At 34.6% G+C, this 23,593-nt stretch carries 22 protein-coding genes; 3 read left to right on the forward strand and 19 right to left on the reverse strand.

Features of this window, described 5'->3' with window-relative positions:
• Window positions 1-46: 46 nt before the first annotated feature.
• From SJY09_RS13330 to SJY09_RS13405, 16 genes are read right to left on the reverse strand one after another with little or no spacing between them, the layout of a single operon-like run.
• Window positions 47-1,237, reverse strand: a complete 1,191-nt coding sequence (locus SJY09_RS13330; RefSeq protein ID WP_396636210.1) for an O-antigen polymerase — start codon at window positions 1,235-1,237, stop codon at window positions 47-49.
• Window positions 1,238-1,246: 9 nt separating this feature from the next.
• Complete coding sequence (locus tag SJY09_RS13335) at window positions 1,247-2,068, reverse strand: glycosyltransferase family 2 protein (protein ID WP_396636211.1); 822 nt, start codon at window positions 2,066-2,068, stop codon at window positions 1,247-1,249.
• 1 nt (window position 2,069) lies between these two features.
• Window positions 2,070-2,726, reverse strand: a complete 657-nt coding sequence (locus SJY09_RS13340; RefSeq protein ID WP_396636212.1) for a NeuD/PglB/VioB family sugar acetyltransferase — start codon at window positions 2,724-2,726, stop codon at window positions 2,070-2,072.
• Between the two features lie 5 nt (window positions 2,727-2,731).
• Complete coding sequence (locus SJY09_RS13345) at window positions 2,732-3,610, reverse strand: HpcH/HpaI aldolase/citrate lyase family protein (RefSeq protein ID WP_396636213.1); 879 nt, start codon at window positions 3,608-3,610, stop codon at window positions 2,732-2,734.
• Window positions 3,603-4,064, reverse strand: a complete 462-nt coding sequence (locus tag SJY09_RS13350; RefSeq protein WP_396636214.1) for a MaoC family dehydratase — start codon at window positions 4,062-4,064, stop codon at window positions 3,603-3,605. The genes SJY09_RS13345 and SJY09_RS13350 overlap by 8 nt, the downstream gene beginning before the upstream one ends.
• Window positions 4,065-4,066: 2 nt before the next feature.
• The gene (locus SJY09_RS13355; protein WP_396636215.1) at window positions 4,067-4,888 is read right to left on the reverse strand and encodes an HpcH/HpaI aldolase/citrate lyase family protein; all 822 of its coding nucleotides are present in this window, start codon (window positions 4,886-4,888) and stop codon (window positions 4,067-4,069) included.
• Window positions 4,888-5,982: a DegT/DnrJ/EryC1/StrS family aminotransferase gene (locus SJY09_RS13360; RefSeq protein WP_396636216.1), complete on the reverse strand. Its 1,095-nt coding sequence runs from the start codon at window positions 5,980-5,982 to the stop codon at window positions 4,888-4,890. Before SJY09_RS13360 ends, SJY09_RS13355 begins: the two co-directional genes overlap by 1 nt.
• Window positions 5,963-7,417 carry a lipopolysaccharide biosynthesis protein gene (locus tag SJY09_RS13365; RefSeq protein ID WP_396636217.1) on the reverse strand — a complete coding sequence of 485 codons (1,455 nt, stop codon included), beginning with the start codon at window positions 7,415-7,417 and terminating at the stop codon, window positions 5,963-5,965. The genes SJY09_RS13360 and SJY09_RS13365 overlap by 20 nt, the downstream gene beginning before the upstream one ends.
• Window positions 7,418-7,448: 31 nt before the next feature.
• Window positions 7,449-8,291, reverse strand: a complete 843-nt coding sequence (gene rfbD, locus SJY09_RS13370) for a dTDP-4-dehydrorhamnose reductase (protein WP_396636218.1) — start codon at window positions 8,289-8,291, stop codon at window positions 7,449-7,451.
• The gene (gene rfbC, locus SJY09_RS13375; protein WP_396636219.1) at window positions 8,291-8,836 is read right to left on the reverse strand and encodes a dTDP-4-dehydrorhamnose 3,5-epimerase; all 546 of its coding nucleotides are present in this window, start codon (window positions 8,834-8,836) and stop codon (window positions 8,291-8,293) included. The genes rfbD and rfbC overlap by 1 nt, the downstream gene beginning before the upstream one ends.
• Entirely contained in the window at window positions 8,833-9,702 is an 870-nt protein-coding gene (rfbA, locus tag SJY09_RS13380; protein WP_396636220.1) for a glucose-1-phosphate thymidylyltransferase RfbA, read from the reverse strand. Before rfbA ends, rfbC begins: the two co-directional genes overlap by 4 nt.
• A 2-nt stretch (window positions 9,703-9,704) precedes the next feature.
• On the reverse strand, window positions 9,705-10,754 hold the full coding sequence (rfbB, locus tag SJY09_RS13385) for a dTDP-glucose 4,6-dehydratase (RefSeq protein ID WP_396636221.1): 1,050 nt from the start codon (window positions 10,752-10,754) through the stop codon (window positions 9,705-9,707).
• Window positions 10,751-11,761, reverse strand: a complete 1,011-nt coding sequence (locus tag SJY09_RS13390) for a hypothetical protein (RefSeq protein ID WP_396636222.1) — start codon at window positions 11,759-11,761, stop codon at window positions 10,751-10,753. The genes rfbB and SJY09_RS13390 overlap by 4 nt, the downstream gene beginning before the upstream one ends.
• A gap of 3 nt (window positions 11,762-11,764) precedes the next feature.
• Window positions 11,765-13,444 (reverse strand): DUF6909 family protein, encoded by a 1,680-nt coding sequence (locus SJY09_RS13395; protein ID WP_396636223.1) that lies wholly within the window; start codon window positions 13,442-13,444, stop codon window positions 11,765-11,767.
• Window positions 13,445-13,489: 45 nt separating this feature from the next.
• Window positions 13,490-14,989 carry a GH3 auxin-responsive promoter family protein gene (locus SJY09_RS13400; RefSeq protein WP_396636224.1) on the reverse strand — a complete coding sequence of 500 codons (1,500 nt, stop codon included), beginning with the start codon at window positions 14,987-14,989 and terminating at the stop codon, window positions 13,490-13,492.
• Between the two features lie 5 nt (window positions 14,990-14,994).
• Window positions 14,995-15,864, reverse strand: a complete 870-nt coding sequence (locus SJY09_RS13405) for a M23 family metallopeptidase (protein WP_396636225.1) — start codon at window positions 15,862-15,864, stop codon at window positions 14,995-14,997.
• Window positions 15,865-16,064: 200 nt separating this feature from the next.
• On the opposite strand from SJY09_RS13405, the gene tatA reads away from it, so the two are divergent.
• The 3 genes from tatA (at window position 16,065) to SJY09_RS13420 (ending at window position 19,544) form a co-directional block, all read left to right on the forward strand.
• On the forward strand, window positions 16,065-16,250 hold the full coding sequence (gene tatA / locus SJY09_RS13410; RefSeq protein WP_126592910.1) for a twin-arginine translocase TatA/TatE family subunit: 186 nt from the start codon (window positions 16,065-16,067) through the stop codon (window positions 16,248-16,250).
• 315 nt (window positions 16,251-16,565) lie between these two features.
• A complete protein-coding gene (locus SJY09_RS13415; protein ID WP_396636226.1) occupies window positions 16,566-19,052 on the forward strand; it encodes an OmpA family protein in 2,487 nt (828 codons plus the stop codon).
• 315 nt (window positions 19,053-19,367) lie between these two features.
• A complete protein-coding gene (locus tag SJY09_RS13420; RefSeq protein WP_396636227.1) occupies window positions 19,368-19,544 on the forward strand; it encodes a DUF6747 family protein in 177 nt (58 codons plus the stop codon).
• A 75-nt stretch (window positions 19,545-19,619) separates the two neighbouring features.
• On the opposite strand, the gene SJY09_RS13425 is transcribed toward SJY09_RS13420, so the two are convergent.
• From SJY09_RS13425 to SJY09_RS13435, 3 genes are all read right to left on the reverse strand, one after another.
• Window positions 19,620-20,606, reverse strand: a complete 987-nt coding sequence (locus SJY09_RS13425; protein ID WP_396636228.1) for a DUF4837 family protein — start codon at window positions 20,604-20,606, stop codon at window positions 19,620-19,622.
• A 13-nt stretch (window positions 20,607-20,619) separates the two neighbouring features.
• Complete coding sequence (locus tag SJY09_RS13430) at window positions 20,620-22,260, reverse strand: LysM peptidoglycan-binding domain-containing protein (protein ID WP_396636229.1); 1,641 nt, start codon at window positions 22,258-22,260, stop codon at window positions 20,620-20,622.
• 116 nt (window positions 22,261-22,376) lie between these two features.
• Complete coding sequence (locus SJY09_RS13435; RefSeq protein WP_396636230.1) at window positions 22,377-23,570, reverse strand: phosphoglycerate kinase; 1,194 nt, start codon at window positions 23,568-23,570, stop codon at window positions 22,377-22,379.
• Window positions 23,571-23,593: the final 23 nt, after the last annotated feature.

Consider the following 23,593-nt stretch of genomic DNA (forward strand, 5'->3'; position numbering starts at 1 on the left):
TGTATATAAAATAATCTAGTGCCCGCTATTTCAATTCCTTAGTATTTTAGTTTCTTATTACAAATTTCTTGTTTTCAAAAATAGCAAATGCATAGATAAATATGAGTTCAAATGATACCGTCATAACATAAAAGAAATTGGCAAAAGTATTTAAGAATATAATTGTGGTAACTACCGATATAGCTAAAAGGTGATATTTACTTTTTTTAGGTACCAACAAAATAAAAAATAAGATAAAAAACATTGAATAGCAAAACATCATGATTACGCCAATCCATTTTGCAAACAAATACGTATTACCATACACACCTGCCATGTTTAACCAAGGCACCATCAACACCTTATCTGGTTTGTTTTTTACATCAAAAAGATGCACTATAAATTCTGATATTTTCCTAGGAGTAAACTCATATAAGAACATTAATGGAAAATCATAAGAGACATTATCTACCACATTAACCGAATGTTGAAAATTTGCTGTAGGTGAGCTTATATACAGGTATACCCAAAAATATTCATTTGGTATGATTGAGTTTTTAAATTCTTCTGTGCCCCCAGCCATATTTACAATAACCTCATCATTTCCTTTAAAAGATCTTAAATTGCCAAACACTCCAAAAAGATACATTACGCCAAGACAAACCACCAAAATCGCCACAAGTCTTTTAGGTTTAAATATTTCTTTAGATTTATAATGTATAAAAAGGAAAAAAGAAGCCAGCATGCTTGAAATTATCATATTTCTATTTATAATAAGTATTGCTGGCACATAGGATAAAATATAATAAACAAGGATTATGTTTTTACTTTTATCACTTTTCATGTATGCATTGAAAATAAATAAAATGCTGAACATACTGAAACTAATACATAACGCATGATAAATAAAAATTCCAAACTCTAAATAAACAAACCTTGGATTAGCCTTAAATAATTCTATTAAAGGAACACCACCATAAATAATAAATTCTATAACAAAAAAACTAACCGATAGGAAAAGAAAATATTTTACATTTTTTATGCTCTCTTGCTTATAATTTCTTGGTGCTCCTATAAGCCTTAATTTGTTTACTATAGTTCCTAAAAGAAAAGAAATTAAACAGCTAACCGTAAAAAAAGTAATTGTATCAAGTGTTAAGTCCGGGTATAAATTTGCCCATCCTAAGTTATATATGAGGAAAACGAATAAATAACTAACCCAATAAATATGAAACGGGTTTTTTAAAAATTGAGCCATTAAATTATGCTAGAGTTTAACTGTCATCAGCTTATAATAAAGCAGTCTAAATTCATCAAATAAAATTCTAAAGTGTAATACAAGATTTGGTTTAGATAAGTTGCTCTTCAAAGATTTCAATAAAAATAATATTTTTATCAAATAGCGTTTCTTTTTATTTGCGTCCCAATTTATTCCTCCTTGATGAATACCTCCTGAATGAATTCTGTAAGTACCCATTACTTCATTCATATAATAATAATCACCGTGTTGGGCATTTAAAATATGTATTGGCCAATCACCCACCACATATTTGTCATAATCGCTCGGAACCTTAAAAGTATCTTTTCTAAAAATAACGCTTAACGTGGGTATAGGATTTTTACAAATAATTCTGCTAATACCAAAGGTGCGGCTTTTTTTGTTTTCGTTATAAAAAAGTGACTTCTTTTCGTCAAAGGTATTGATTATACTTACGTTGTGAAAACAACCAACGAAATTAGGGTTTGATTCCAAAAAGGATACTTGCTTTTCTAATTTTCTAGGATCTGTCCAAAAATCATCACCTTCACAAAGTGCTAAATATTTCCCTTTTGCTCGTGGCCAAACAAAACTTGGCGAAGGTTTTATACCTTGTGACCATTGATTTTCAGTTTGGAATATTGGTTTTATTCTTGAATCCTCCCGAGCAAATTCTTTAATAATTTCTGTAGTTTTGTCCGTAGATGCATCGTCATGTATAATTATTTCAAAAGGAAAAGATGTTTCTTGCATCAAGAAGCCCTTTAATGTATCGGCAATATATGCTTCGTGATTATAGGTAATGCAGCAAATACTTACAGTTATTTCCAAATTATTTCTTTTTTGATAAAATTTTAGCTGGGTTACCTACGACAATAGAATTTTCTGGCACATCATTTAAAACTACTGCGCCTGCACCAACAAGACTGTAATCCCCTATTACTACCTTTTCACGTATTGTTGCATTACTTCCTACATGCACGCCTTTACCCACATGCACATTTGCGCCAACCACGGCATTGGTGGCTACATGGGCAAAACGATCTAAAAAACTATCATGTCCTACAAATGAGTTTGGTAGCATAATACAATTATCAGAAATAGTTACATCTGGGCTAAGTTGTGATAATGGTGAAAACATGACTCCATTACCAATTTTACAATACCCTGAGGGTATGATTGCAGTTTTATCAATAATATTTATGTATTTAGAGACGGGTATATTTAAACTTTCAATTTTTTGATATGTTTCTTTTTCTTTTTGCAAGCCAACATAAGCGATAAAAACATAGGTATTCTCTTTATCCAAGTAAGATTTCAAATCATCTGTAGTTCCAATGATCTTTATTTTCTTGTATTTTCCAACAGTTTCTCCTACTGGTATATAATCGTTTAAAAAACCTAAAACATTAAAACCGCCCAACCTGTCTAGTATTGAGCTTGCAATCATGCCTATACCACTACCTCCCAAAATAACTACGTCTTTCATTACAATTATTCTTTAATTAAGTTATGCTTTTTTAATATTTTCAATGCTGCTTTAATCATAGGGGGTCCTATAAATTTTCCATTCTTGATTGCAACTCCCTCATCATTATCTTCTGCCTCCTTAGCCATTACAAGCATTTCTTTTGCGTCTTTGACTTGCTTTTCTGTGGGTGAATAATACTTATGAACCAAAGGAATTTCTTTAGGATTTAGCACCAGCATTCCCTCAAATCCCAAATTTTTCGAAGTCTTTAAATTATGCTCTAAATCTTCTAAGTCATGAACCCGTATATGTACCGTATCAATAGGAATAACACCTGATGCTCTTGCTCCCATTGCAATCATAGCTCTTGGTGTAAAGAGGCTTATATGTTGCGTATCGTGAATGCCTTCTAAATCAGTAATAAAATCCTCAGAACCATACGCAATTGCAATCACCCTAGACGAAGCAGTACAAATTTCTTGAACATTCATTACAGCTGAGGTAGTCTCAATCAATGGGATAATTTTAAAAGTCCCTGGTGGAAAACCTTTTTCAAATTCAATTGTTTCCAATAATTTAGAGAAAAAGTAAACATCTTCTCCTCTTTTTGCCTTTGGGTACATAAAACCACTCACGCCATTAATGGTAAGCTGCATTACGTCTTTTAATAGCTGACCACTTTCCCTATCATTAACTCTAGGAAAAATATATTTGCCTTTAAAGGAACCTTGGGCAATATGCTTTAAAATACTTTCCCGTGCTGCTTGTTTGTTACTTGCGGGTTGCACTGAATCCTCAATATCCAAAAGAAGGGCATCAGCGCTAGATTTCGCAGCACTTAACATTAACTTCTCATTGTGACTAGGCACAAACATTAAACTTCTCAATAAATAATCACTCATTGGTATTCTTAGTTGGTATTAGTACTTTTCTCTTAAAGGATATTACAGATTCCCCTTTTTGATTGTATCCAATTGTTTCTACGTGTATTATGCCCCTGTTTTTATTTGATGTAAGCCATTTATCTATGATGGTCGTTTTGGCATAAATAGTATCGTTTATAAATACAGGCCCCAAATGTTTTATTGATTCATACTCCAAATTGGCGACTGCTTTTCCACTTATATCTGGCACTGTGATGCCAACAACAAGGCTAAACACTAAAGTGCCTACCACTAAAATTTGCTTATGCTGATGCGTTTTTACATAGTCTAAGTTTAAATGTACCGGATGATGGTTCATGGTTAACAAGCTAAATAAGTTGTTATCACTTTCAAAAATAGTTTTAGATAGGGCATGTTCAACGATTTCGCCTTTTTTAAAATTCTCGTAATAATTACCGTAATTGGATGTCATATTTAATTTTTTCCTAAAATTTTTCTTGCTTTTTCTATATGTGGTTTTTCAATTATTTCACCATCCAAGATATATGGTTCTACCTCGCTACCTTGAAATTCTTTTGGTAAAGAACCAATTATTTTTTGCGCCCATAATAACTCAACTTCATTAGCACTTAGACATTCCTTAAGCCATTTTACTTGTTTTGGGTGGATTAAAAATTTGGCATCAAAACCACTTTCCACTCCATTAATAACTTCTTCTTTAAAAGCTTTATCATTTTTAATGTTCATTGATGCAATATCAAAACTTTTTTTATGGTAAGCTTTAGCATAATACAATACAAGGAATCTTGGGAAAGCTAACTGTGTTTTGTTATGCTTAGCACCTATATGGGCAAGTAAATCGTGTGAGCCAATTCCCATTCCTTTAATTATATCTAAAGAATCGTAATTTAAGACCTTATCCAATTGCAAGAGTAGTTTTGGATGTTCTATCAATAAAATGACAGATACATTTGGATATTGAGCGATATACTTGTAAAGTTTTTTAAATTCTTTTGAGGATTTTAATTTAGGTATCACAAGTTTTCTAAAACCCTTTTCTGCAAATAGTTCTAGAAACTTGTAATTACACGGTTCTGAGAATAAATTTCTCAAAGGTAATCTAACCCAATTCTCTTTATATTTTGATGCATTATCAATAATTACTTTGGACAAGGCCATTCTCTCCGCCTCAAGAACGGAGTCTTCCATATCTATAATAATTTCATCGACCCCAAGCGCTTTTATTTTACTAAGCTTATCTAATTTGGTTCCAGGAACAAAAAAAAAACTTTTCATCAAACTAAATTTTTGTTAATTTGGTCACAAATTCTTTGTAATAAAGAAGTACTCATTCCTACAAATAAAGGTAAGCATAATATTCTTTTAGCTATACTTTCCGAAACCGGCATATTACTTTTATTGGTATATGAAATCGTGTTCAATGAAGGGTAAAAATATCTTCTCGGAAATACATTTTCATCATTTAACGCCTTCTGTACTTTAAAAAGTGTTTCTTCATTTTTAAAAATTATTGGAAAATAACTATAGTTCCATGTTACGTTTTTGCGAATTTTAATGGTTTTCAACGTTTCAAAGCTTAAATTTTTCAGATAATAATTCACCACTTTTTTTCTCTCAAGAATAATTTTATCCATGTAAGGCAAAACGGATAGTCCCATTGCAGATTGCAATTCCGATATTTTTGCGTTTATTCCCAATCCATGAAAATCTATTGGGCCATTATGGCCAAAATTATGCGAGTAAGAAATTTTATGCATGAGTTCTTTATCTTCACAAAAAATTGCACCCCCCTCCCCTGTATGAAATAACTTTGTGGCATGAAAGCTACAGGTACTAATATCTCCGGACTTAAAAATTGATTCCTCATTATAGGTTACGCCAAAACAATGTGCCGCATCATATATTACTTTTAAATTATGTTTTTTTGCAATTTTATCAATAACCTCAATATTACAGGGGTTTCCAAAAACATGTGTGGCTAAAATTGCCGTAGTTTTCTCGGTGATACTTGCTTCTATTTGGCTTTCATCTATCGTCAAATAATCCGGGTCTATATCAACAAATACAGGAGTACAGTTTTCCCAAATTATAGCTGCCGTAGTAGCTACATAACTAAACGGAGTTGTAATTATTTCGCCTTCGCCTCCTACTAATTTTAATGCAATTTGTAAAGGAATAGTTCCATTATTCATTATTAAAATATCATGGACATTCAAATAATTCTTTAATTTAAGTTCTAGCTCCTTAGTCAAAACCCCTCTGTTGGTAAGCCATTTGCTTTCCCATATTCTTTCTAGCTGAGCATCATATTCCGCTTTAGGTGGCATGAAAGTTTGGGTTACTTGAACTTTATCTCTTAAGTTTTCCATCTAGTGTCTTTTTGACGATTTCATTTTTCATAAACATATAACTTTCATGCTTGGTTATCTCGTAGGTAACCACCGTTACAAATGCTCCCAAACCAATTTGTATAATTAAAATATAAAAAGCGGTCAATGGCAAGTACAATGAGATTGCATAAACCAAAGTGTTCACTAAAACTGCGACAATAAAAATAGGTGCTAAATCCTTAATCTGTTCTAAAAATGAATAATTAATCATTTTACCAGACCAATAACTATTAATGTAGTAAGAGACAAATGAACTGATTATCATACCTATTATCATAACCTCAATTCCGTATAAAATTCCAAAAATTATGACAGGGACGGCCATAGTTTTTTTAATAATTTCTAGTTTTAAATATAGATCGCTTCGACCCTTAATATTTAAAATATTAAGATTTAATGATTGTAAGGGGTAAAACATACCTGAGAGACAAAGCAATTGCAAAAATGGCACTACAGGCAGCCATTCTTCGCCTATTAAAACCAGTATCATGGATTTTGCCACCACAATCATTCCAAACATTAAAGTAAAGGTAACTAGCATTGTACTCTTAATCAATTGCTGGTAGGACTTCTTTAGTTTAGCCTCGTCGTTTTGCATCGTTGCAAGAACAGGGTAACTTACCCTACTAATTATGCCTTGTAAATTCTTTGAAGGTAACTCTTGAAACTGAATGGCTCTGGTAAAATACCCTAATTGAACGGGAGAAAAATATTTGCCTATAATAAGCAAGTATATATTCTGATATATAGTGTCTATTAAGCCACTAACTAATAACTTACTTCCAAAAGAAAATAATTCGGTAAAAGATTTAATATTAAAAATAAAGCTTGGCCTCCATTTAGACCATATCCAAAATAGAAGGGCTGATAAAACAAACCTCAATAAGGTCAGAGCAACTAAACTCCATACCCCGTAACCTGAATATGCCATATAAATAGCAACAACACCTGAGATTACTGAAGAAAATATTGAAACTTTTGCTTGTTGTTTAAAATTAATTTCCTTTGTTAAAATCGTTTTTTGGATTAAGGAAAATGCATTTATAACAACTCCTAAACCCAATACTCTTGTTAAGAGTTTAAGTTCTTTGATTTCAAAAAAAACAGCAATCCGTTCGGCGAAGACAAATAATAGGATATAAATGACTACGGCAACAGTAATATTGAAAAAAAAAACGGTAGAATAATCATTTTGTGAACAGTCTAATTTTCTAATTAGTGCTGTTGAAAAACCGCTGTCTATCAATGATTGAGAAATCGCGATAATTATTGTTAAAATTCCAATTATACCAAACTCGTAAGGCGAGAGTATGTTTGCAAGAATTATTCCTATTAAAAATAGCACGCCTTGATTTGCTATACTGTCAACAAAACTCCATATTACACCTCCGATTGCCTTTTCCTTTTTTATCATAAGGGTTATTGCTTATCAAATTTATAATACATTATAATTTTATTTTTTCAAGGCTATCTTTCCAATGGGGAATTTTAAGTTGAAAAGTTATTTTGATTTTATCTTTATTCAAAACACTATTCTTAGGTCTTTTTGCGGCAGTTACATAGTCATTAGAACTAACTGGATTGATTTTAATTTTAGAGCCTATATAATTAAATATTGCCTGAGCAAAACCAAACCAACTTGTTTCCCCTTCATTACTATAATGATAAACCCCATAATGACCAGTATTGTTTTGTATGATATACACTATTGCTTTAGCAATATCACCAGCGAAAGTGGGTGTTCCAAACTGGTCATTTACAATGTTTAATTCCTCTCTTTCCTTAGCCAATCTAACCATCGTATTTAGAAAGTTATTACCATAATTAGAGTATACCCAAGAAGTTCTAATTATATAATGCTTGGAACACAATTTCTTGACATTTTCTTCTCCCTGCAATTTAGATTTGCCGTATTCATTTATAGGGTTTGTCTCATCAAGTTCTGTATAAGCAGTTTCTTTTAAGCCATTAAAAACAAAATCTGTTGAAACATGTATTAATACGCAATTAGATTTTTCACAATTTTCAGCTAAATATTTCAGGGCTTGGGAATTAATCAAAAATGCCTGTTCTTTATTGGTCTCGGCTTTGTCTACTGCTGTGTAGGCTGCACAATTTATACAATAATCAAATTCCTCTTTATCAAATAATATACTTATCGCCTCTTTATCGGTTATGTCTAAATCACTAGAAGATTTGAAATGCCATTCATATTCAGAAAGTAATGACACACTATCTCTAAAGCTTTTGCCTAACTGCCCGTTTGCCCCGGTAACTAGCAATTTCATTAAATTAGTGCTTCTTTAAATGAAAGTAATTTCATATCCTTCTCCGAAATAATTATATCGTTTTTGGCTACTTTCCAGTCAATAGCTAAGTGAGCGTCATTATATATAATTCCCCTTTCAGCACTTTTATTATAATAATTGTCACATTTATAGAAAAAATCGGCTTTGTCTGACAATACTGAAAACCCATGACCAAAACCTTTTGGGATAAACAACTGTTTTTTATTTTCGTGACTCAATTCTACAGCGAAGTGTTCCCCAAAAGTAGGAGAGTCTTTTCTTAAATCTACCGCCACATCCAATACAGTTCCATGCAGTACTCGAACCAATTTTGCTTGTGCATGTTTGCCAATTTGATAGTGAATAGCTCTAATTACGCCTTTAACTGAAAACGATTGGTTATCTTGAACAAAATTGATTTCTGCCCCTATCCCAGCGTCAAACTGTGCCTTATTATAGGATTCAAAAAAATGGCCTCTATTATCTTCAAAAAGATTAGGTTCCAGAACAAAGCACCCTTTTAGCTTGGTTTCCGTATATTTCATGAATGCTCATTTAATATCCCAAGTAAGTTTTTTCCATACCCACTCTTCATTAAAGGTTCCGCTAAACGCTTAAATTGATTTTTATCTATATAACCCATTTCGTAGGCCGCACCTTCTATTGCACCTATCTTAAGTCCTTGACGTTCTTCAATGACCTCAACAAACTGTGATGCCTGCATTAAAGATTGAAAAGTCCCCGTATCTAACCATGCGGTACCTCTATCTAATATACTTACACTTAATTTTCCTTGCTCCAAATACACTTTGTTAACATCGGTAATTTCTAATTCTCCTCTAGCGCTGGGTGGAATATTCTTAGCAATTTCAACTACATCATTGTCATAAAAATAAATGCCCGGAACTGCATAATTAGATTTTGGTTCTAATGGTTTTTCCTCAATACTTATTGCTTTCCCTTTTTCATTGAACTCTACAACTCCATAACGCTCCGGATCGTGAACTCTATAGGCATAAATTATACCGCCTTTAGGGTTATTATTGGATTGAAGTAGTTTGGCCAGACCGGATCCATAAAAGATATTGTCCCCTAAAATTAATGCAACTTTATCCTTTCCAATAAAATCCTCTCCGATTATAAATGCTTCTGCCAAACCATTTGGTGCTTCTTGAACAGCGTAGGAGAAGGAACAGCCGTATTTTTGTCCGTCGCCCAGTAAATCCTCAAAGAGTGGCAGGTCTTTTGGAGTAGATATGATTAATATTTCCCGTATTCCAGAATATATCAACGTAGACAATGGGTAATAAATCATTGGCTTGTCGTATATGGGCATTAATTGTTTACTAACAGAAAGTGTTAGTGGATGTAATCTTGTTCCAGAGCCACCTGCTAATATTATTCCCTTCATTATTATTCTTGTTTATACATATTCTTATAGTACTCTTTATAGTCTCCTGAGGTTACATGATTAAGCCACTCTTTGTTAGAAAGGTACCAGTCAACCGTTTTTTCTAAACCTTCTTCAAAAGTCACTGAGGGTTTCCATCCTAATTCCTTATTTATTTTAGAAGCATCAATTGCATATCTCAAGTCATGACCCGGCCTATCTTTAACATAGGAAATCAGTTTTTGTGAACTGCCTATGGGCCTAGATAATTTCTTGTCCATAACATCACAAAGCAATTTTACCAAATCTATGTTCTGCCATTCGTTAAATCCACCAATATTATAGGTTTCATGGTTTTTGCCTTTGTGAAAAACTAAGTCTATTGCCGCTGCATGATCTTCAACAAACAACCAATCTCTAGTATACTTACCATCTCCATAAACAGGGAGCGGTTTATTTTCAATAATATTATTGATGAATAAAGGAATTAGTTTTTCTGGAAAATGATAGGGTCCGTAATTATTTGAACAATTAGTGATAACGTAGGGCAAGCCATAGGTTTCTCCATAGGCACGAACAAAATGATCAGAACTGGCCTTAGAAGCCGAATACGGGGAATTAGGGTCGTATGCGGTGCTTTCTGTAAATAAGCCCTCTGTACCCAAACTACCGTACACCTCATCTGTACTTACATGATAGAATTTTTTGTTTACGAAATCTTCCCCCCAAATGCAGTTAAAAGCGTTTAGAAGATTAACCGTTCCTATTACATTTGTTCTCACAAAAGCCATGGGGTCGGCTATGGATCGGTCTACATGAGACTCCGCCGCCAAATGAATAACCCCGTCAAACATATGTTCTTTAAAAAGTTTGGCAATAAACATTTCATCGGCAATATCTCCTTTTATAAACTTGTAATTTGGAAGGCTGTCAATATCCTTTAAATTCTCCAAGTTTCCGGCATACGTAAGGGCGTCTAAATTATAAATAGTGTAGTTTGGATACTTTTTTACAAATTTCCTAACAACATGAGACCCTATGAAACCAGCACCGCCGGTAATAAGAATTTTCATATTTTATTAATTTTTAGCAGTTCTTGGGATTTTTTGTTAAGATATTTCAAAAAAGAAAAAAGAAAGAATATGCCTATTAAAATTAAAGGTATAAAGACAATGTTCTTTCCGAAAAAAGACTTCTGAACTTGTTGTGTTTTTCCAAAATTAATTACTTTAATGGCTTGTGTACGTTGCCTAAGTTCAACATTCTTATCCTCTATATTTTTAATCAAGTTGTTTTTAAGGCTAAACAAACCTGTAATATTCACCGTTTCCTTATTATCCAGTAAAATTCTTTCGTTTCCAGTAGGCGCATTAGTCTGTCCCAATTTATTTGAATAATTAGCTATAATCTCATCTACCTGCACTAAAAGACGCTTGTTTTCTTCTATCCTTGAGATTGTATTTGCTTGGTATATCTCTAGAAGACCATTAAAGTGATCATTACTGTTTATGTATTGCATCACTTTTTTACTGAAACCCTTGCCCTGTTCCACGTTTTTGTAAAAAAACGTGATTCTATGATTATAAGAACTCTTATTTTGGAGTTCTACCCTAACAATGTCTGCTATGGCATCAGTATCATCAAAGCTTTTTAATAATTCTAAATACTGTTTATCGCTTTCACTACTGGTATCTACATTTACCCTGGAAATAGCAATATCTAATCCATTGTAATCTATGTTTTCAATGCCTATGGATTTAAAAAAATCTGTGTTCTTTGACTTTATATTTGCTCTAACTTCATCAATTACATCATACAAATAGTTTTTGCTTTCCATTTGAGGTTTCACAATGACCTCTGTTTTCAATTTTTTAGATACAATTTGGTTTAACCCATAACCAATTCCCGCGCCAACAACTAGTAAGCCAAGTAAAATAAGCGCATTCTTTTTTAAATAAACGAATAATCTAAGAAATACCTTGAATAAGCTATTAAAACCATTTCCTATCAATTGAAACAATTGGCCCAAATCTATTTCATCGGAATTTTTGACTTGGTTTGACGAATTTTTTTCTGTCATTTGCTATGAATTAAAAATTTGTTTTAATATTCTGTCCGTTATTAAATATGTTGGCTTTACCCCTGTTGTTCCCAAGCCTCCTGATGCTAACGTGCTTCCAGTTTCCAATGGGTTGTCCGATGCATAATAGGCATATCTAACCTTAACATCACTTTTAATACTCTTTCTAATCTTTGATGCGGATTGAATCGCTTTTTGATAGTGAACCCCTTCCATCTCCAAACCTATTACGTTCCATGTAGATTTATGAAAGAATTTCAAAATATCCTTATTCTGTAATGATGTGCCCAAAACCGTAACCATAGTGCCTTCAAAAACTTTTAAATCATGCCCTTCAAAGTCCTCAGCGCAAAGTTCATTCTTAAAAGGGTAATTATCCGCAGTGCCTTCAAAAATATGGGCCGAAGGAATCATTAAATCTCCTTTACCGCCCTCTAGAATACCTGCTTTCCCCATTATTGATATAGAATCTACATTTAAAAATGTCGCCTTCTTTTTCTTTCCGAAGGGTTTTAACAATTCATCAATAGTTTCATAGGCCTGCTCTCCAAATGCATAGTCCATTACAAATATAACAGGTTTTTTAGCATCCGTGACCTCGCTCAAATTATAACAACATGCATCCTCGGTTAATTTGACCAAATCGAATATCTGCACGTCTATATTCGTTCCTGAAGTGTCATCCAAAGCTATCATTCCGTTTTGTTCCGCAACTTGCTTTACTTTTTCCCTTAAAAATGAATTTCCAGAACTACTTAGGGCTTCATAAATTTCTAAGGAATTAGCATCTGGGAATTCTTCATTTAATGCCTTTCTTGCAAATAGTGAATTCATGACACTATGCATATTAGCAGATATGATATGAATTGGCCTGTTTAGCAATTTATGCTTTTTTAAGGCCTCCTTGATATTATTGGCCCAACGTTCTCCATGAATGTGATGTCCTAACCGTTCTCGCAATAAGGCGCTAAAGGTTACCGCCCGTTTTTCTCCAGTGATTTCTTCCTCCAAGGATAATTTTCCTAACCAATAAATGATTTTTAAAAAACGTTCAGGGTTTTCTGTGGTAGCGAATTTGTCATAGACCTCGAGGATATCCTCAAAAGACCTGCCTAAAATATTTGCAGTATGTATTAAAGCTATCTCCCGCTCTTCTTGGGTAATTTTTTCCTTTTTTATGGTCAGCTCTAATTTTGACCAATCTCGTATCGTCTTTTCTGTATCTGGAATTAATACGCGTTTACATATCTTATGGGACTCTATGAATAGAAATGTTAAGTGGGTTAGAATATCATAAATATCAGATCTACCACGTGTAATTTCGATATTCATCTGCTCATCATCTATTCGATAGCAATTACGCCTTCTTTTGGGGGGGATAATAGGTTCCATATGCGATATGCCAAAACCTTCATCTGAAGTAAGATTTATAAACCGACACTGCTCTATTCCTTCGGGAAGTCGTTCCAAAACATAAACAAGGCCATTTAGTTCCGCTTTATCCTCAGCTACCGAACCGTAAATCTCTGGCCGTAAAGATAAAAGCGCATTCTTCAGCGCCTCTCCAGATACTCCGTTCGGCTTATAAAAACCTCTATTGAAGAGGTGTCTCATTGTAACGTAAAGTCGTTCTATCGCATTTGTAGATTCTTGCGCTCTGGTGGTTGTAATTGCTTTTCCCATAAATATTTCCTACAAAACTACAATTAAAGATTAATTACGTCTACTTTAATTCTCTTTTTGAGCCAAAAGCAGCTCCGCAACCTTTCGGTCATTAGCAAGACGCTGCACTTTATTCTGTCCTCCTAATTTTCCGATAGACCTCATGTAGCCTTTAAAGCCATCCCGTTTAATCGTGGTTATCTTTAACCGTTGTAAAATGTTCCCCACTATTAAATCATAGTAATAACTATTTTGTCGTTGAAGCGATTTATCTAAGATTTCCATAAAAATTTGCATATCAGACGGCTTACTTTCAAACTCGATAAGCCATTCATGATAAGGTAGTTCATTTCCCGGTGGTGTTATTTGAGGAGCTACGGTAAATTCATTCACCTTAGCATCAGTCTGCTCAATAGCCTCTTGCATTGCCTGCTCAACTTCTTTGGCTATAACATGTTCGCCAAATGCCGAAATAAAGTGTTTTATTCTCCCTGAGACTATAATTTTAAAGGGCTTAATTGAAATAAACCGAACGGTATCTCCTAGATTATAAGCCCACAAGCCCGCATCCGTAGAAATAATCATAACGTAATCCGTATTTAACTCAACATCTTGTAGTGTAATCCGCTTTCTACCCTCGTCAAAAAAAGTATCCGCCTTTATAAATTCATAAAATATCCCCGAATTTAAAAGTAATAACATTCCCTTTTCACTTTGGGAATTCTGGTAGGCAAAAAAGCCCTCGCTGGCCGGAAAAAGTTCTATACTAGCCACCTTTCTTCCTATGAGTTCTTCGAATTTTTTCTGGTACGGTCCATAATTGACCCCTCCATAAATAAACAACTCAAAGTTTTTAAATAAATCTCCAATGTTCCGATTGGTTTTTTCTTTAAGTTTTTCAAAATACATTTGTACCCATGAGGGTATTCCTGCTATTATGGTCATGTTCTCACCAACGGTTTCTTCCACTACGGCATTGACTTTTTCTTCCCAGTCCTCAATACAATTCGTCTCCCAAGAGGGCAGTCTGTTCTTTTGTAGATAGCTAGGAACATAATGTGCAGAAATACCGGAAAGCCTTCCTAACTTAATTCCGTTTTTCTCTTTCAGCACGGGACTACCTTGTAAAAACATCATTTTTCCGTTCACAAAACCACTGCTACCAGTTTCGTGAATATAGCTCAATATGGCATTCCTTGATGCTTCTACCTGATTCTTAATAGAAGAATTGGTGATAGGTATATACTTAGCACCAGAGGTAGTGCCCGAAGTCTTTGCGAAGTATATTGGCTTCCCCGGCCATAGTACATCTATTTTTCCTTCTACAACCTGATTGACATAAGGCTTAAGTTCCTCGTAATCTCTTATGGGAACATTAGAAACAAAATCTGAATGGTTTTTTATATCCTTAAAACTATGGTCAATTCCAAAAATCGTATCCTTGGCGGAGCTAATTAAATCCTGAAAAACTTTTTCTTGGGTTTCAATGGGCCGTGCAGACCATGATAAGGTTCTTCGTACTATATAGTTAGCGAAAATCTTAGCGGCTAAACCTTTTAAAGACATGTCTATTAATTAAAATCTATAAAATCAGATGGATTCACTGGGTTTCCGTTATCCCAAAGTTCAAAATGTAAATGTGGTCCCGTAGTCAGCTCACCGGTATTACCGACCGAGGCAATAACTTCACCTGAACGCACTATTGCTCCTTGAAACTTGTCCAAAGACCCATTGTGTTTATAGACGCTCAAGAGTCCGCCCTTATGTTCAAGAATTATAACGTACCCGGTGTCCGCTGTCCATTCTGCAAAAATAACCGTACCATTTGCTACTGCCTTTACTGGGGTGTCTCTTGGGGCCACGATATCTACTGCATAGTGTTTTTTCTGAGCGTCAAAATTCATAGAAACGGTGCCTGTAATTGGCGGAAATAATACAATATTACTTTTAGTGGTATTACTTTCAAACAAATTGTACTTGTCCTCCAGAGCCACTTCGGCTCTTAATAAAGAATCTTCCTTTGTTGGGGTTAAGTCAATGGATGCTGGGTCTATTTTAAATTGATCGAATAAAGAATCCCTGTTAATTTCATTATTTACGATGTCCCCTTTTAATACCATTCTAATATTGTCCAAATACTTATTGGTATAATTTAAGACCCGTACCAAAGAATCGCTTTTATAAGTTAGTTCAGTAGCCTGTTTCTTAAGCCTTGTAGAGGAATAGCCAGGTATATACTCCCTTAAAGGCGTAAAGGCTATTAACAAGATAGTGAAGCCGATTAGACCAATCATAAACAGGGAGCCAGTAACAAAAACGTTCAATCTACTGAGCTTAAAAGATATTTTTTCTTCAAAAGTATTCTCGTTAAGAATAACTAAACGATACTTGTGAAGCAGTTTTCGTTTTATTTCTTTTCTTTTTTTAACCTTTTTAGCCATTACAACAAAGATAAACTTACCAAAGTAAATAGCGTTGGTTCATCCGTATAAATCTACCCTCCCCCTCATAAACTATTAAATTTCAATAGATTAAGGTGCAAAAAGCTACTAAAACGATTATTACATGTAGGATTCGTTAATATCTTAGAAAGCTATTTTACTTTTTAGTACCTTTGTTTTTCTCATTTAAAGATATTCATATGACATTTTCTAATATAATTTTAGCTATTGGTCCATGGCAAATAGCAATTGTTGTTCTCGTTGTACTCTTATTATTTGGAGGGAAAAAAATTCCTGAATTAATGCGTGGTTTGGGAAGCGGTATCAAAGAGTTTAAAGATGCCTCAAAGGAAGATGAAAATTTAGAAGAACCTAAAAAAGAGTAACTCTTTTATTTTCTTTGTTTTTTATGCGCCACTCTTAAAACTGGCGCTTTTTTATTTTTTTACTTTTCTTCCCGATCTCCTCTATAATTTACAATGACCAATTTCATATACATCATGTGTTAGAAGTTATTTTAGTACTTAATCTTTTCCAAAAGCAAACACTATTGCTGCTTACACGACAAAAACCGGCTCTTTCACAACAAAAAATAGATCGGTTAGGAGCTAACTTGTATTTTCGATTCTGAATATAAGCCTTAAAGCTGTTTATACTTCTGAATGAAGATAAATTTCAAAGTCCTTCTAAACATGAAGACGATGTATACCCCTATAAGAAAAATTGTAAGCCTTCTTTTTGTTACCTTCACTTTGATTACCCACGGTCAAAGTTTTAATGACTTGTCGGTGCAGGAAGAAACTCCCAGTACTATTGGCTACAACGCCGTAGAAGATTCTAGTCTATCTGAACAAGATGAAGATACGTTCCTAAGAGTTGCCGACGCTAATGATATTCCTCAACGGACATTTTCAAATATAAAAAACGCCACCGATGGGTATTATGCCATATCAATGGTCCTAAGTTCTGATAAGAATATAAAAAGAGCCATAAAAAAACACAAAAGAAAAGGTTTTGAGCCCGGTTATATTTATGTTCAAGACAAAGGTCTTTATTACTATTATATTAAAAGTTATACAAATTGGAAGCCGGCAATAGACGATATCAATTCAAAATTTGAAAATACCTTTCAAGATAATGTCTGGATTTTAAAAATAAACGATAGTGAGCCGAATGAGGAATTTGTTGTAAATGACAAACTGAATGAGCCAATCTTAGAAAATCAGAAGAGTAAAGAGGTTTCTGAAAATACCAAATCAGAAAAGAAAGTCTCGGGAAAATCAGCAAATAAGGATAAGCTAATTAAACGTGCCGACGAATTTTTTAACAAAATGTGGTATGCAGAAGCAGCTAAACTTTACGAACTGGCTTTAAACAAAGGGAGAGAAAATTACTCATACCAAGTATTACAGAAAGCCGGGGACGCTCATTATTTCAATACAAATATGGAGCAGGCGTATAAATGGTACCATATATTATATGAGAATTATAGTAATGAGATGTCTGCAGATAACATCTTTAAATATGCCCATTCTTTAAAAGGAACGGGTAATTACGCAAGATCAAAAAAATTAATGCGTCTCTATAACAAAAAGCTAAAGGCATCAAGTCAACCCACTAGAATGTCAAATAAGCAAAAGGAAATAGAGCTTGACAATATTCTAAATACTGCAAAAAAGTTTGAAATTAAAAACCTGCAGATCAACTCAGAAAATTCTGAATTCTCTCCAATGTTCTTTGATGAAGATATCGTATTTGCTTCGGCAATGGATTCTTCTGTTTTTAATACCAGACGGTATAAGTGGAATAATCAACCATATCTAGATCTATATGTTTCCAAATTAAACGAAGAATCACAAGAATTGAAAAACGCTGTTAAATTCTCTAAGAAAGTCAATACCAAATACCATGAGGCATCTGTTGCATTTTCCCCAGACAATGAAACCATGTACTTTACACGTAATAATTACGGGAAAAAGCTAAAACGCGATAAGAAAGGTATTAACCACCTTAAGATATACCGATCAAAAAAAATAAATGGAGAATGGTTGGAGGCGACAGAAGTTTCCTTCAATAGTGACGCCTATTCTACAGGTCACCCAGCTGTAAGCCAAGATGGGAAGAAAATGTATTTCGTGTCAGACATGCCAGGTTCTTTGGGAGAAACAGATATTTTTGTAGTTGATATTAATGAAGATGGCTCGTTTTCAGAACCACGAAACTTAGGTCCAGAAATTAATACAGAGCAAAAAGAAATGTTTCCTTTTATTAACGATAAAAAGTTCTATTTCTCCTCGGATGGACATACAGGTTTAGGAGGGTTAGACGTTTATGAAGCTTCTTTTGATACCGAGAAAGGGTTTACAGGCGTAAAAAATCTTGGTAAACCTATTAACAGTAATAAAGATGATTTCTCCTATATAATCAATGAGGAGACTCAAAAGGGTTATTTCGCCTCTAACAGGGATGGCGGAAAGGGAGACGACGACATCTATTCTTTTAAACGTCTTATCATAGAAGAAATTCCTGAAAATAAAAATGCTATTGCTGGAGTGGTTGCCGAACTAATTACTGGTGACTTAATGCCTAAAGCAATGGTAGAATTGCTAGATGAAAACAATATTAAGCTTAAAGAGGTAGAAACTTCGGCCGATGGTAGTTTCATATTTGAAGATTTGGATTCCAATACCAGGTACACGCTAAGAACCACAAATGGAGATACTTATTTTGAAGATGAAAGAGAAACAGCAACAGAAGATAATACTACGGTCAATGTAGAGGTTAAACTAAGAAAACTTCAAGAAATGATTACCGTTGAAGATGGAATACGAAAGCTTAAGACGGAAATGATTCACTTTAACTTTGACAAGTCCTACATTAGGCCTGATGCAGGGAAAGAGCTTGACAAGTTAGTCGAAGTAATGAACGAATATCCTGATATGGTCATCAAGGTTGAGTCCCATACAGATTCTAGAGGTAGTGCCGTATACAACAAATATCTGTCTGGCAAAAGGGCCCAGTCTACAAGAGACTATATAATATCCAAAGGGATTGCTCCAGAGCGTATACAAAGTGCTATTGGTTATGGTGAGGAAAGGCTCTTAAACGGATGTGATGGAAGTGTCGCTTGCACCGAACAAAATCACTATTTAAATCGTAGATCAGAATTTATAATAGTAGAAATGTAAATTATATTGATATATAAGCTAAAAAAAAGCCCTCGATACGTATCGAGGGCTTTTTACATTTAATTCTTGCTATTTAAAAACCTAATAATCCTTGCTCCTCTTCTTTTACATTTCAATTACTAATTAATTTATACAAGTTAATAACCTCCTAAAAGAACTAGTTCCATACCGTTAAACCCATATTTTTACCACTTATAGATCAATTAAAATAAGCTTACCCCATTCATAGCCTTTATATCCCTTTTGCCTAATATACTCGTAATTGAGCAAGTCATCTCCGATATTTACAGCATAGAAACCTATAAATGTTCAGGTATGGAAAAAATTATACTCGTAAAAGAAATTTACGTAGAGGCTTTCAAAAACTGGAAGAGCTATATACTAGAAAACTATTTTAAAGTATTTTCTTGGCTATGTTTTGCGCTATTGGCGCTTGCAATTTATGCTTTCATCTTTAGAGTATCTACAGGATTTTCTTTTAGCAATCTATAAGAAATCAAATTAAATAAGCAAATAAAAAAAGACCAGTGAAATTCACTGGTCTTTTTTTATTTGCTTATTTAATTTTTAATCTACAAAACGAACTGTTTTCATGATAGCTTCCAGCTCAAACATATAATCTCTTTTTTCAGTTGCAGGGGCAAATGTAAAACCCTCTAGCACTAACTTTCTATTGTTCGGTTTGTCATTGATAATATAGGTCAAGAAAGGGCCTGCCATAGGATATCCGGACATTTCCCAAATACCTCGGACCTCTGCAGCCTTTCTACCAGCTATTTCTACAGGGAAAACGTATGGAGAAAAAGCTTTTTCCGTTATCATGTGGTTTTTCTTGCCCGGAATATCCTCTCCTGGAATAAATAGACCTCCAATAGAATCCCTCATACGCACGATATCTTGAACAAAAGTAGAATCATTGGAAAAGGTATTCCAAGGAACACTGTAGGCGATAATATTCATGTTTCCCTTTTGTATTTGACGATCGATCCAAACAAAATCTTTTTCTTCGCGCCCAACTTTATATATAGAAGGCACGTTCAATTCAACCCCAAAATTATTCTGTAAGGCTTTTTCGTTACTTAGCGACTTCAAAAATCTATTTTGAGCCTCATCTAATTCTAGTCTTTTAAAAGCGGTTATAAATTCCGGAGCTTTTTCGTTAAGATTCGTCAGTATTTCTTCCTTTGTACGTCCTTTAATCACCCCAACCTTCTGCGGCTTCGCATACATATTACTTTTCATGTGGGCTAGGTTAAGGGTATCCTGCATAACATAAAGAACGGACCTTGTATTTCTCACGGCACCAGAAAATACTTTCGGTGGTATTTGAGTAATGCTGAATAAGGCTTCATCCCAAGTTAGGCCAAGTGCAGGTGCCGCAAAACTCTCTCGAATCCCGTCGCCAACCTCACTGTTCCATAACTCGTTATCAATAACGACCGTAAGCGTGTTATAAGCGCCTATGGAATTTGGTAAATAATCTTTTTTTTCTCCTTCTTCACAAGAGAACAAAAGGATAAAAGCGAAAATGGGTAAAAAAAATAATCTTTTCATTTTGTATTTCTAATTAGGATGAACAATCACACAATTTAAGTTTTGTGCCTGGTTTTAAATTGTTACCACTAATACCGTTCCATTCTCGTAAATTATCAATACTAACTCCAGGATATTTTCTAGAAATAGTCCAAAGTGAATCACCACTCCTCACTTCATGTACACGAGAATTGCTTGAAATGGCCGTTCTAGATGGTGTTTTCTTTGGTTTTGTTGTTGCACTAGGGCTCTTTCTAGGGTATATGGTTAACCGTTGTCCTATTCTTAAATTATTGCCTCTAAGACCGTTCCATCGTCTAATTTGACTGACCCCTACTCCATACCTCATGGCTATTTTACCTAAATAATCACCATCTCGTACTCGGTATCTAATTCTATTCTCTTCCGCTTGCTTTACCAATTGCGGTAACGGACTCTCTTTACTTTTAAGTTCCTTAGCTACATGGGCATAAATAGCCTCTTCATTGGCTACAAACTTCCCCATCTCCGTTAAAGGCAGTCGCAATGCATGTTCTTTACCTTTTTGAAAAGGAATAGCGTCCAGTTTATACGAAGGGTTCAAAATTTTTAATTCTTCCTTGGAAATTCCTGTCAATTCTGAAATCTGATCAAAGGTTATAAGGCTTTTTACGTGTACGGTGTCCGTTTCAAAATAAGGTCTATCTACTTTCTTGCCTTTAATACCGTGTTCTTCAGCATATTCAAAAATATACATTGTTGCTAAAAAAGCAGGCACATACCCTGCCGTTTCCCTGGGTAAATTTCTTCTAATATTCCAATAGTTTCTATGGCCCCCAGACCTTCTTATTGCCTTGTTTACGTTTCCAGGTCCAGAATTATAAGCAGCTAAGGCTAAATCCCAATCCTCATAAATTCTATATAATCGATTTAAATATTTACAGGCTGCTTCGGTAGATTTTATAGGATCGCTACGCTCATCTACGTAACTGTTAATTTCCAGTTTCATCTCACGGCCAGTGCCGTACATAAATTGCCAAAGACCGGTAGCACCTACGCGTGATCTTGCCTTGGGGTTTAATGCTGATTCCACAATAGATAAATATTTCATTTCCAGAGGAATATTGTGGTTGTCCAATTCCTGTTCAAAAAGTGGAAAGTAAAATTGACTTACGGTCATCATCTTTTCCATTAGACCGCGTTTTCTGGTAAGGAAAGATTTTATCACGCTTTCTAGAGAAGGATTATAAGAAACATTGAACGGCGTTTTTTGGTTTAGCCTTTCTAATCGCAATTTTAACGTGTCCGAATTTAAATCTAATTCTGCCTTTTTATCCGTGTCCAAATTAGCGACCTCATCATATATTTCGTCGTATAAGGAAGCGCTTGTCATAAGCTCTTTCATCCATAGGCTGTCTAGTTTAGCCGCCAATTCAATGTCGCGTAGGTTATACGTGGTAGAATCCTTAGGTTTCATCAGGACAAGATTACCCTCTGGAACAGCATTAGTAGCGTTTCCACTTGATGTTTCAACTATGGAATCTGAAACCAAAACTAGCGTGTCTTTGGAAAGTTTTTTTCCCAAATCCGTTGTTTTGTTCAATTGTGCGGTTGAATCTACTTCTTGCCCATTGGTTATAAAGGCAAGGAATAATATACCTAAAAAGGTGAAAAAATTATATTTAAGCTTATTCATAATGGACGAAATATTCTAAGCGGGACTAACGAAAATCGCACATTTTTTTGTGAGAATAAAATTTAATCTCTTAAAATACAGATAATCTCGGTATATGCCGTTTATCGATAACGCCCTTACTGGTCTAATATTGCAGCTATTCCGGGCAAGGTTTTACCCTCTAGACTTTCTAACATTGCACCTCCGCCAGTAGAAACATAGCTCACTTTTTCCTCAAAGCCGAATTGCTTTACCGCTGCAACGGAATCTCCTCCACCAACAAGGGAAAAAGCACCATTTTGTGTAGCTTGGTCTATATAATTACCTACTGCTATAGTCCCCTTTGCAAAATTTTCCATTTCAAAAACGCCGACAGGTCCATTCCATAAGATTGTCTTGGAGTTCGTAATAACATTTTTAAAGATTTCTAATGTCCTAGGGCCGGCATCAAGACCTTGCCAGCCATCGGGTATTTTATCAACATCAACCACTTGTGTTTGGGCGTCATTGCTAAAATCGTTCGCGGCTAAAACATCCACAGGAATATGAACCTTGACTCCTTTTTCTTTAGCTTGTTTTAGAATATCCATAGCTAAGTCCATCTTATCATCCTCGCAAATAGAATCTCCAACTTTTCCTCCTTGTGCCTTTATAAAGGTATAGGTCATTCCGCCACCGATAATTAAATCGTCCACTTTATCAAGGATATTTTCGATAATGGTTATTTTAGAAGACACCTTTGCCCCACCTAAAATAGCCAGCACGGGCTTTTCCCCAGTCCGCATCACTTTTTCGATGGCATCTATCTCTTTAGCCAACAAATAACCGAAACACTTAGCGCCCTCAAAATATTTAGCCACAACAGTAGTGGATGCATGTGCTCTATGCGCCGTTCCAAAAGCATCGTTCACGTATATATCACCAAGCTTTGAAAGCTTTTCAGCAAAAGACTCATCGCCTTTTTCCTCTTCCGCATGATATCTTAGGTTTTCTAGTAAAAGCACCTCGCCGTCCTGCAGTTCTTGAACTGCTTTTTCAGCCTCATCGCCCACACAGTCTTCAACGAATTTTACCGAGACGCCGATAATATCCGAAACTTTAGCACAAATATGTTTTAATGACATATCTGGATTGCGTACTCCTTTTGGTCTGCCCAGATGACTCATAAGTACAGCACTACCTCCATCTTCTAAAACTTTTATAATCGTTGGTTTCGCCGCTTCTATTCGGTTGGCATCAGCAACTTCAAAGTCATCATTCAAAGGAACATTAAAATCAACTCGAATAAGCGCTTTTTTGTTTTCAAAATTATAATCGTCCAATAGCTTCATGACATTTCTGCTTTTTATGAGTA

Origin of the sequence: Maribacter sp. R77961 (assembly GCF_044594925.1) — a bacterium.
Taxonomy (GTDB): Bacteria; Bacteroidota; Bacteroidia; order Flavobacteriales; family Flavobacteriaceae; genus Maribacter.

Excerpts from the sequence above, each read along its gene's own strand:
- SJY09_RS13330 (WP_396636210.1), bottom strand. The coding sequence starts at position 1,237 with ATGGCTCAATTTTTAAAAAACCCGTTTCATATTTATTGGGTTAGTTAT.
- SJY09_RS13340 (WP_396636212.1), bottom strand. The coding sequence starts at position 2,726 with ATGAAAGACGTAGTTATTTTGGGAGGTAGTGGTATAGGCATGATTGCA.
- SJY09_RS13345 (WP_396636213.1), bottom strand. The coding sequence starts at position 3,610 with ATGAGTGATTATTTATTGAGAAGTTTAATGTTTGTGCCTAGTCACAAT.
- SJY09_RS13350 (WP_396636214.1), bottom strand. The coding sequence starts at position 4,064 with ATGACATCCAATTACGGTAATTATTACGAGAATTTTAAAAAAGGCGAA.
- SJY09_RS13355 (WP_396636215.1), bottom strand. The coding sequence starts at position 4,888 with ATGAAAAGTTTTTTTTTTGTTCCTGGAACCAAATTAGATAAGCTTAGT.
- SJY09_RS13360 (WP_396636216.1), bottom strand. The coding sequence starts at position 5,982 with ATGGAAAACTTAAGAGATAAAGTTCAAGTAACCCAAACTTTCATGCCA.
- SJY09_RS13365 (WP_396636217.1), bottom strand. The coding sequence starts at position 7,417 with ATGATAAAAAAGGAAAAGGCAATCGGAGGTGTAATATGGAGTTTTGTT.
- rfbD (WP_396636218.1), bottom strand. The coding sequence starts at position 8,291 with ATGAAATTGCTAGTTACCGGGGCAAACGGGCAGTTAGGCAAAAGCTTT.
- rfbC (WP_396636219.1), bottom strand. The coding sequence starts at position 8,836 with ATGAAATATACGGAAACCAAGCTAAAAGGGTGCTTTGTTCTGGAACCT.
- rfbA (WP_396636220.1), bottom strand. The coding sequence starts at position 9,702 with ATGAAGGGAATAATATTAGCAGGTGGCTCTGGAACAAGATTACATCCA.
- rfbB (WP_396636221.1), bottom strand. The coding sequence starts at position 10,754 with ATGAAAATTCTTATTACCGGCGGTGCTGGTTTCATAGGGTCTCATGTT.
- SJY09_RS13390 (WP_396636222.1), bottom strand. The coding sequence starts at position 11,761 with ATGACAGAAAAAAATTCGTCAAACCAAGTCAAAAATTCCGATGAAATA.
- SJY09_RS13395 (WP_396636223.1), bottom strand. The coding sequence starts at position 13,444 with ATGGGAAAAGCAATTACAACCACCAGAGCGCAAGAATCTACAAATGCG.
- SJY09_RS13400 (WP_396636224.1), bottom strand. The coding sequence starts at position 14,989 with ATGTCTTTAAAAGGTTTAGCCGCTAAGATTTTCGCTAACTATATAGTA.
- SJY09_RS13405 (WP_396636225.1), bottom strand. The coding sequence starts at position 15,864 with ATGGCTAAAAAGGTTAAAAAAAGAAAAGAAATAAAACGAAAACTGCTT.
- tatA (WP_126592910.1), top strand. The coding sequence starts at position 16,065 with ATGACATTTTCTAATATAATTTTAGCTATTGGTCCATGGCAAATAGCA.
- SJY09_RS13415 (WP_396636226.1), top strand. The coding sequence starts at position 16,566 with ATGTATACCCCTATAAGAAAAATTGTAAGCCTTCTTTTTGTTACCTTC.
- SJY09_RS13420 (WP_396636227.1), top strand. The coding sequence starts at position 19,368 with ATGGAAAAAATTATACTCGTAAAAGAAATTTACGTAGAGGCTTTCAAA.
- SJY09_RS13425 (WP_396636228.1), bottom strand. The coding sequence starts at position 20,606 with ATGAAAAGATTATTTTTTTTACCCATTTTCGCTTTTATCCTTTTGTTC.
- SJY09_RS13430 (WP_396636229.1), bottom strand. The coding sequence starts at position 22,260 with ATGAATAAGCTTAAATATAATTTTTTCACCTTTTTAGGTATATTATTC.
- SJY09_RS13435 (WP_396636230.1), bottom strand. The coding sequence starts at position 23,570 with ATGAAGCTATTGGACGATTATAATTTTGAAAACAAAAAAGCGCTTATT.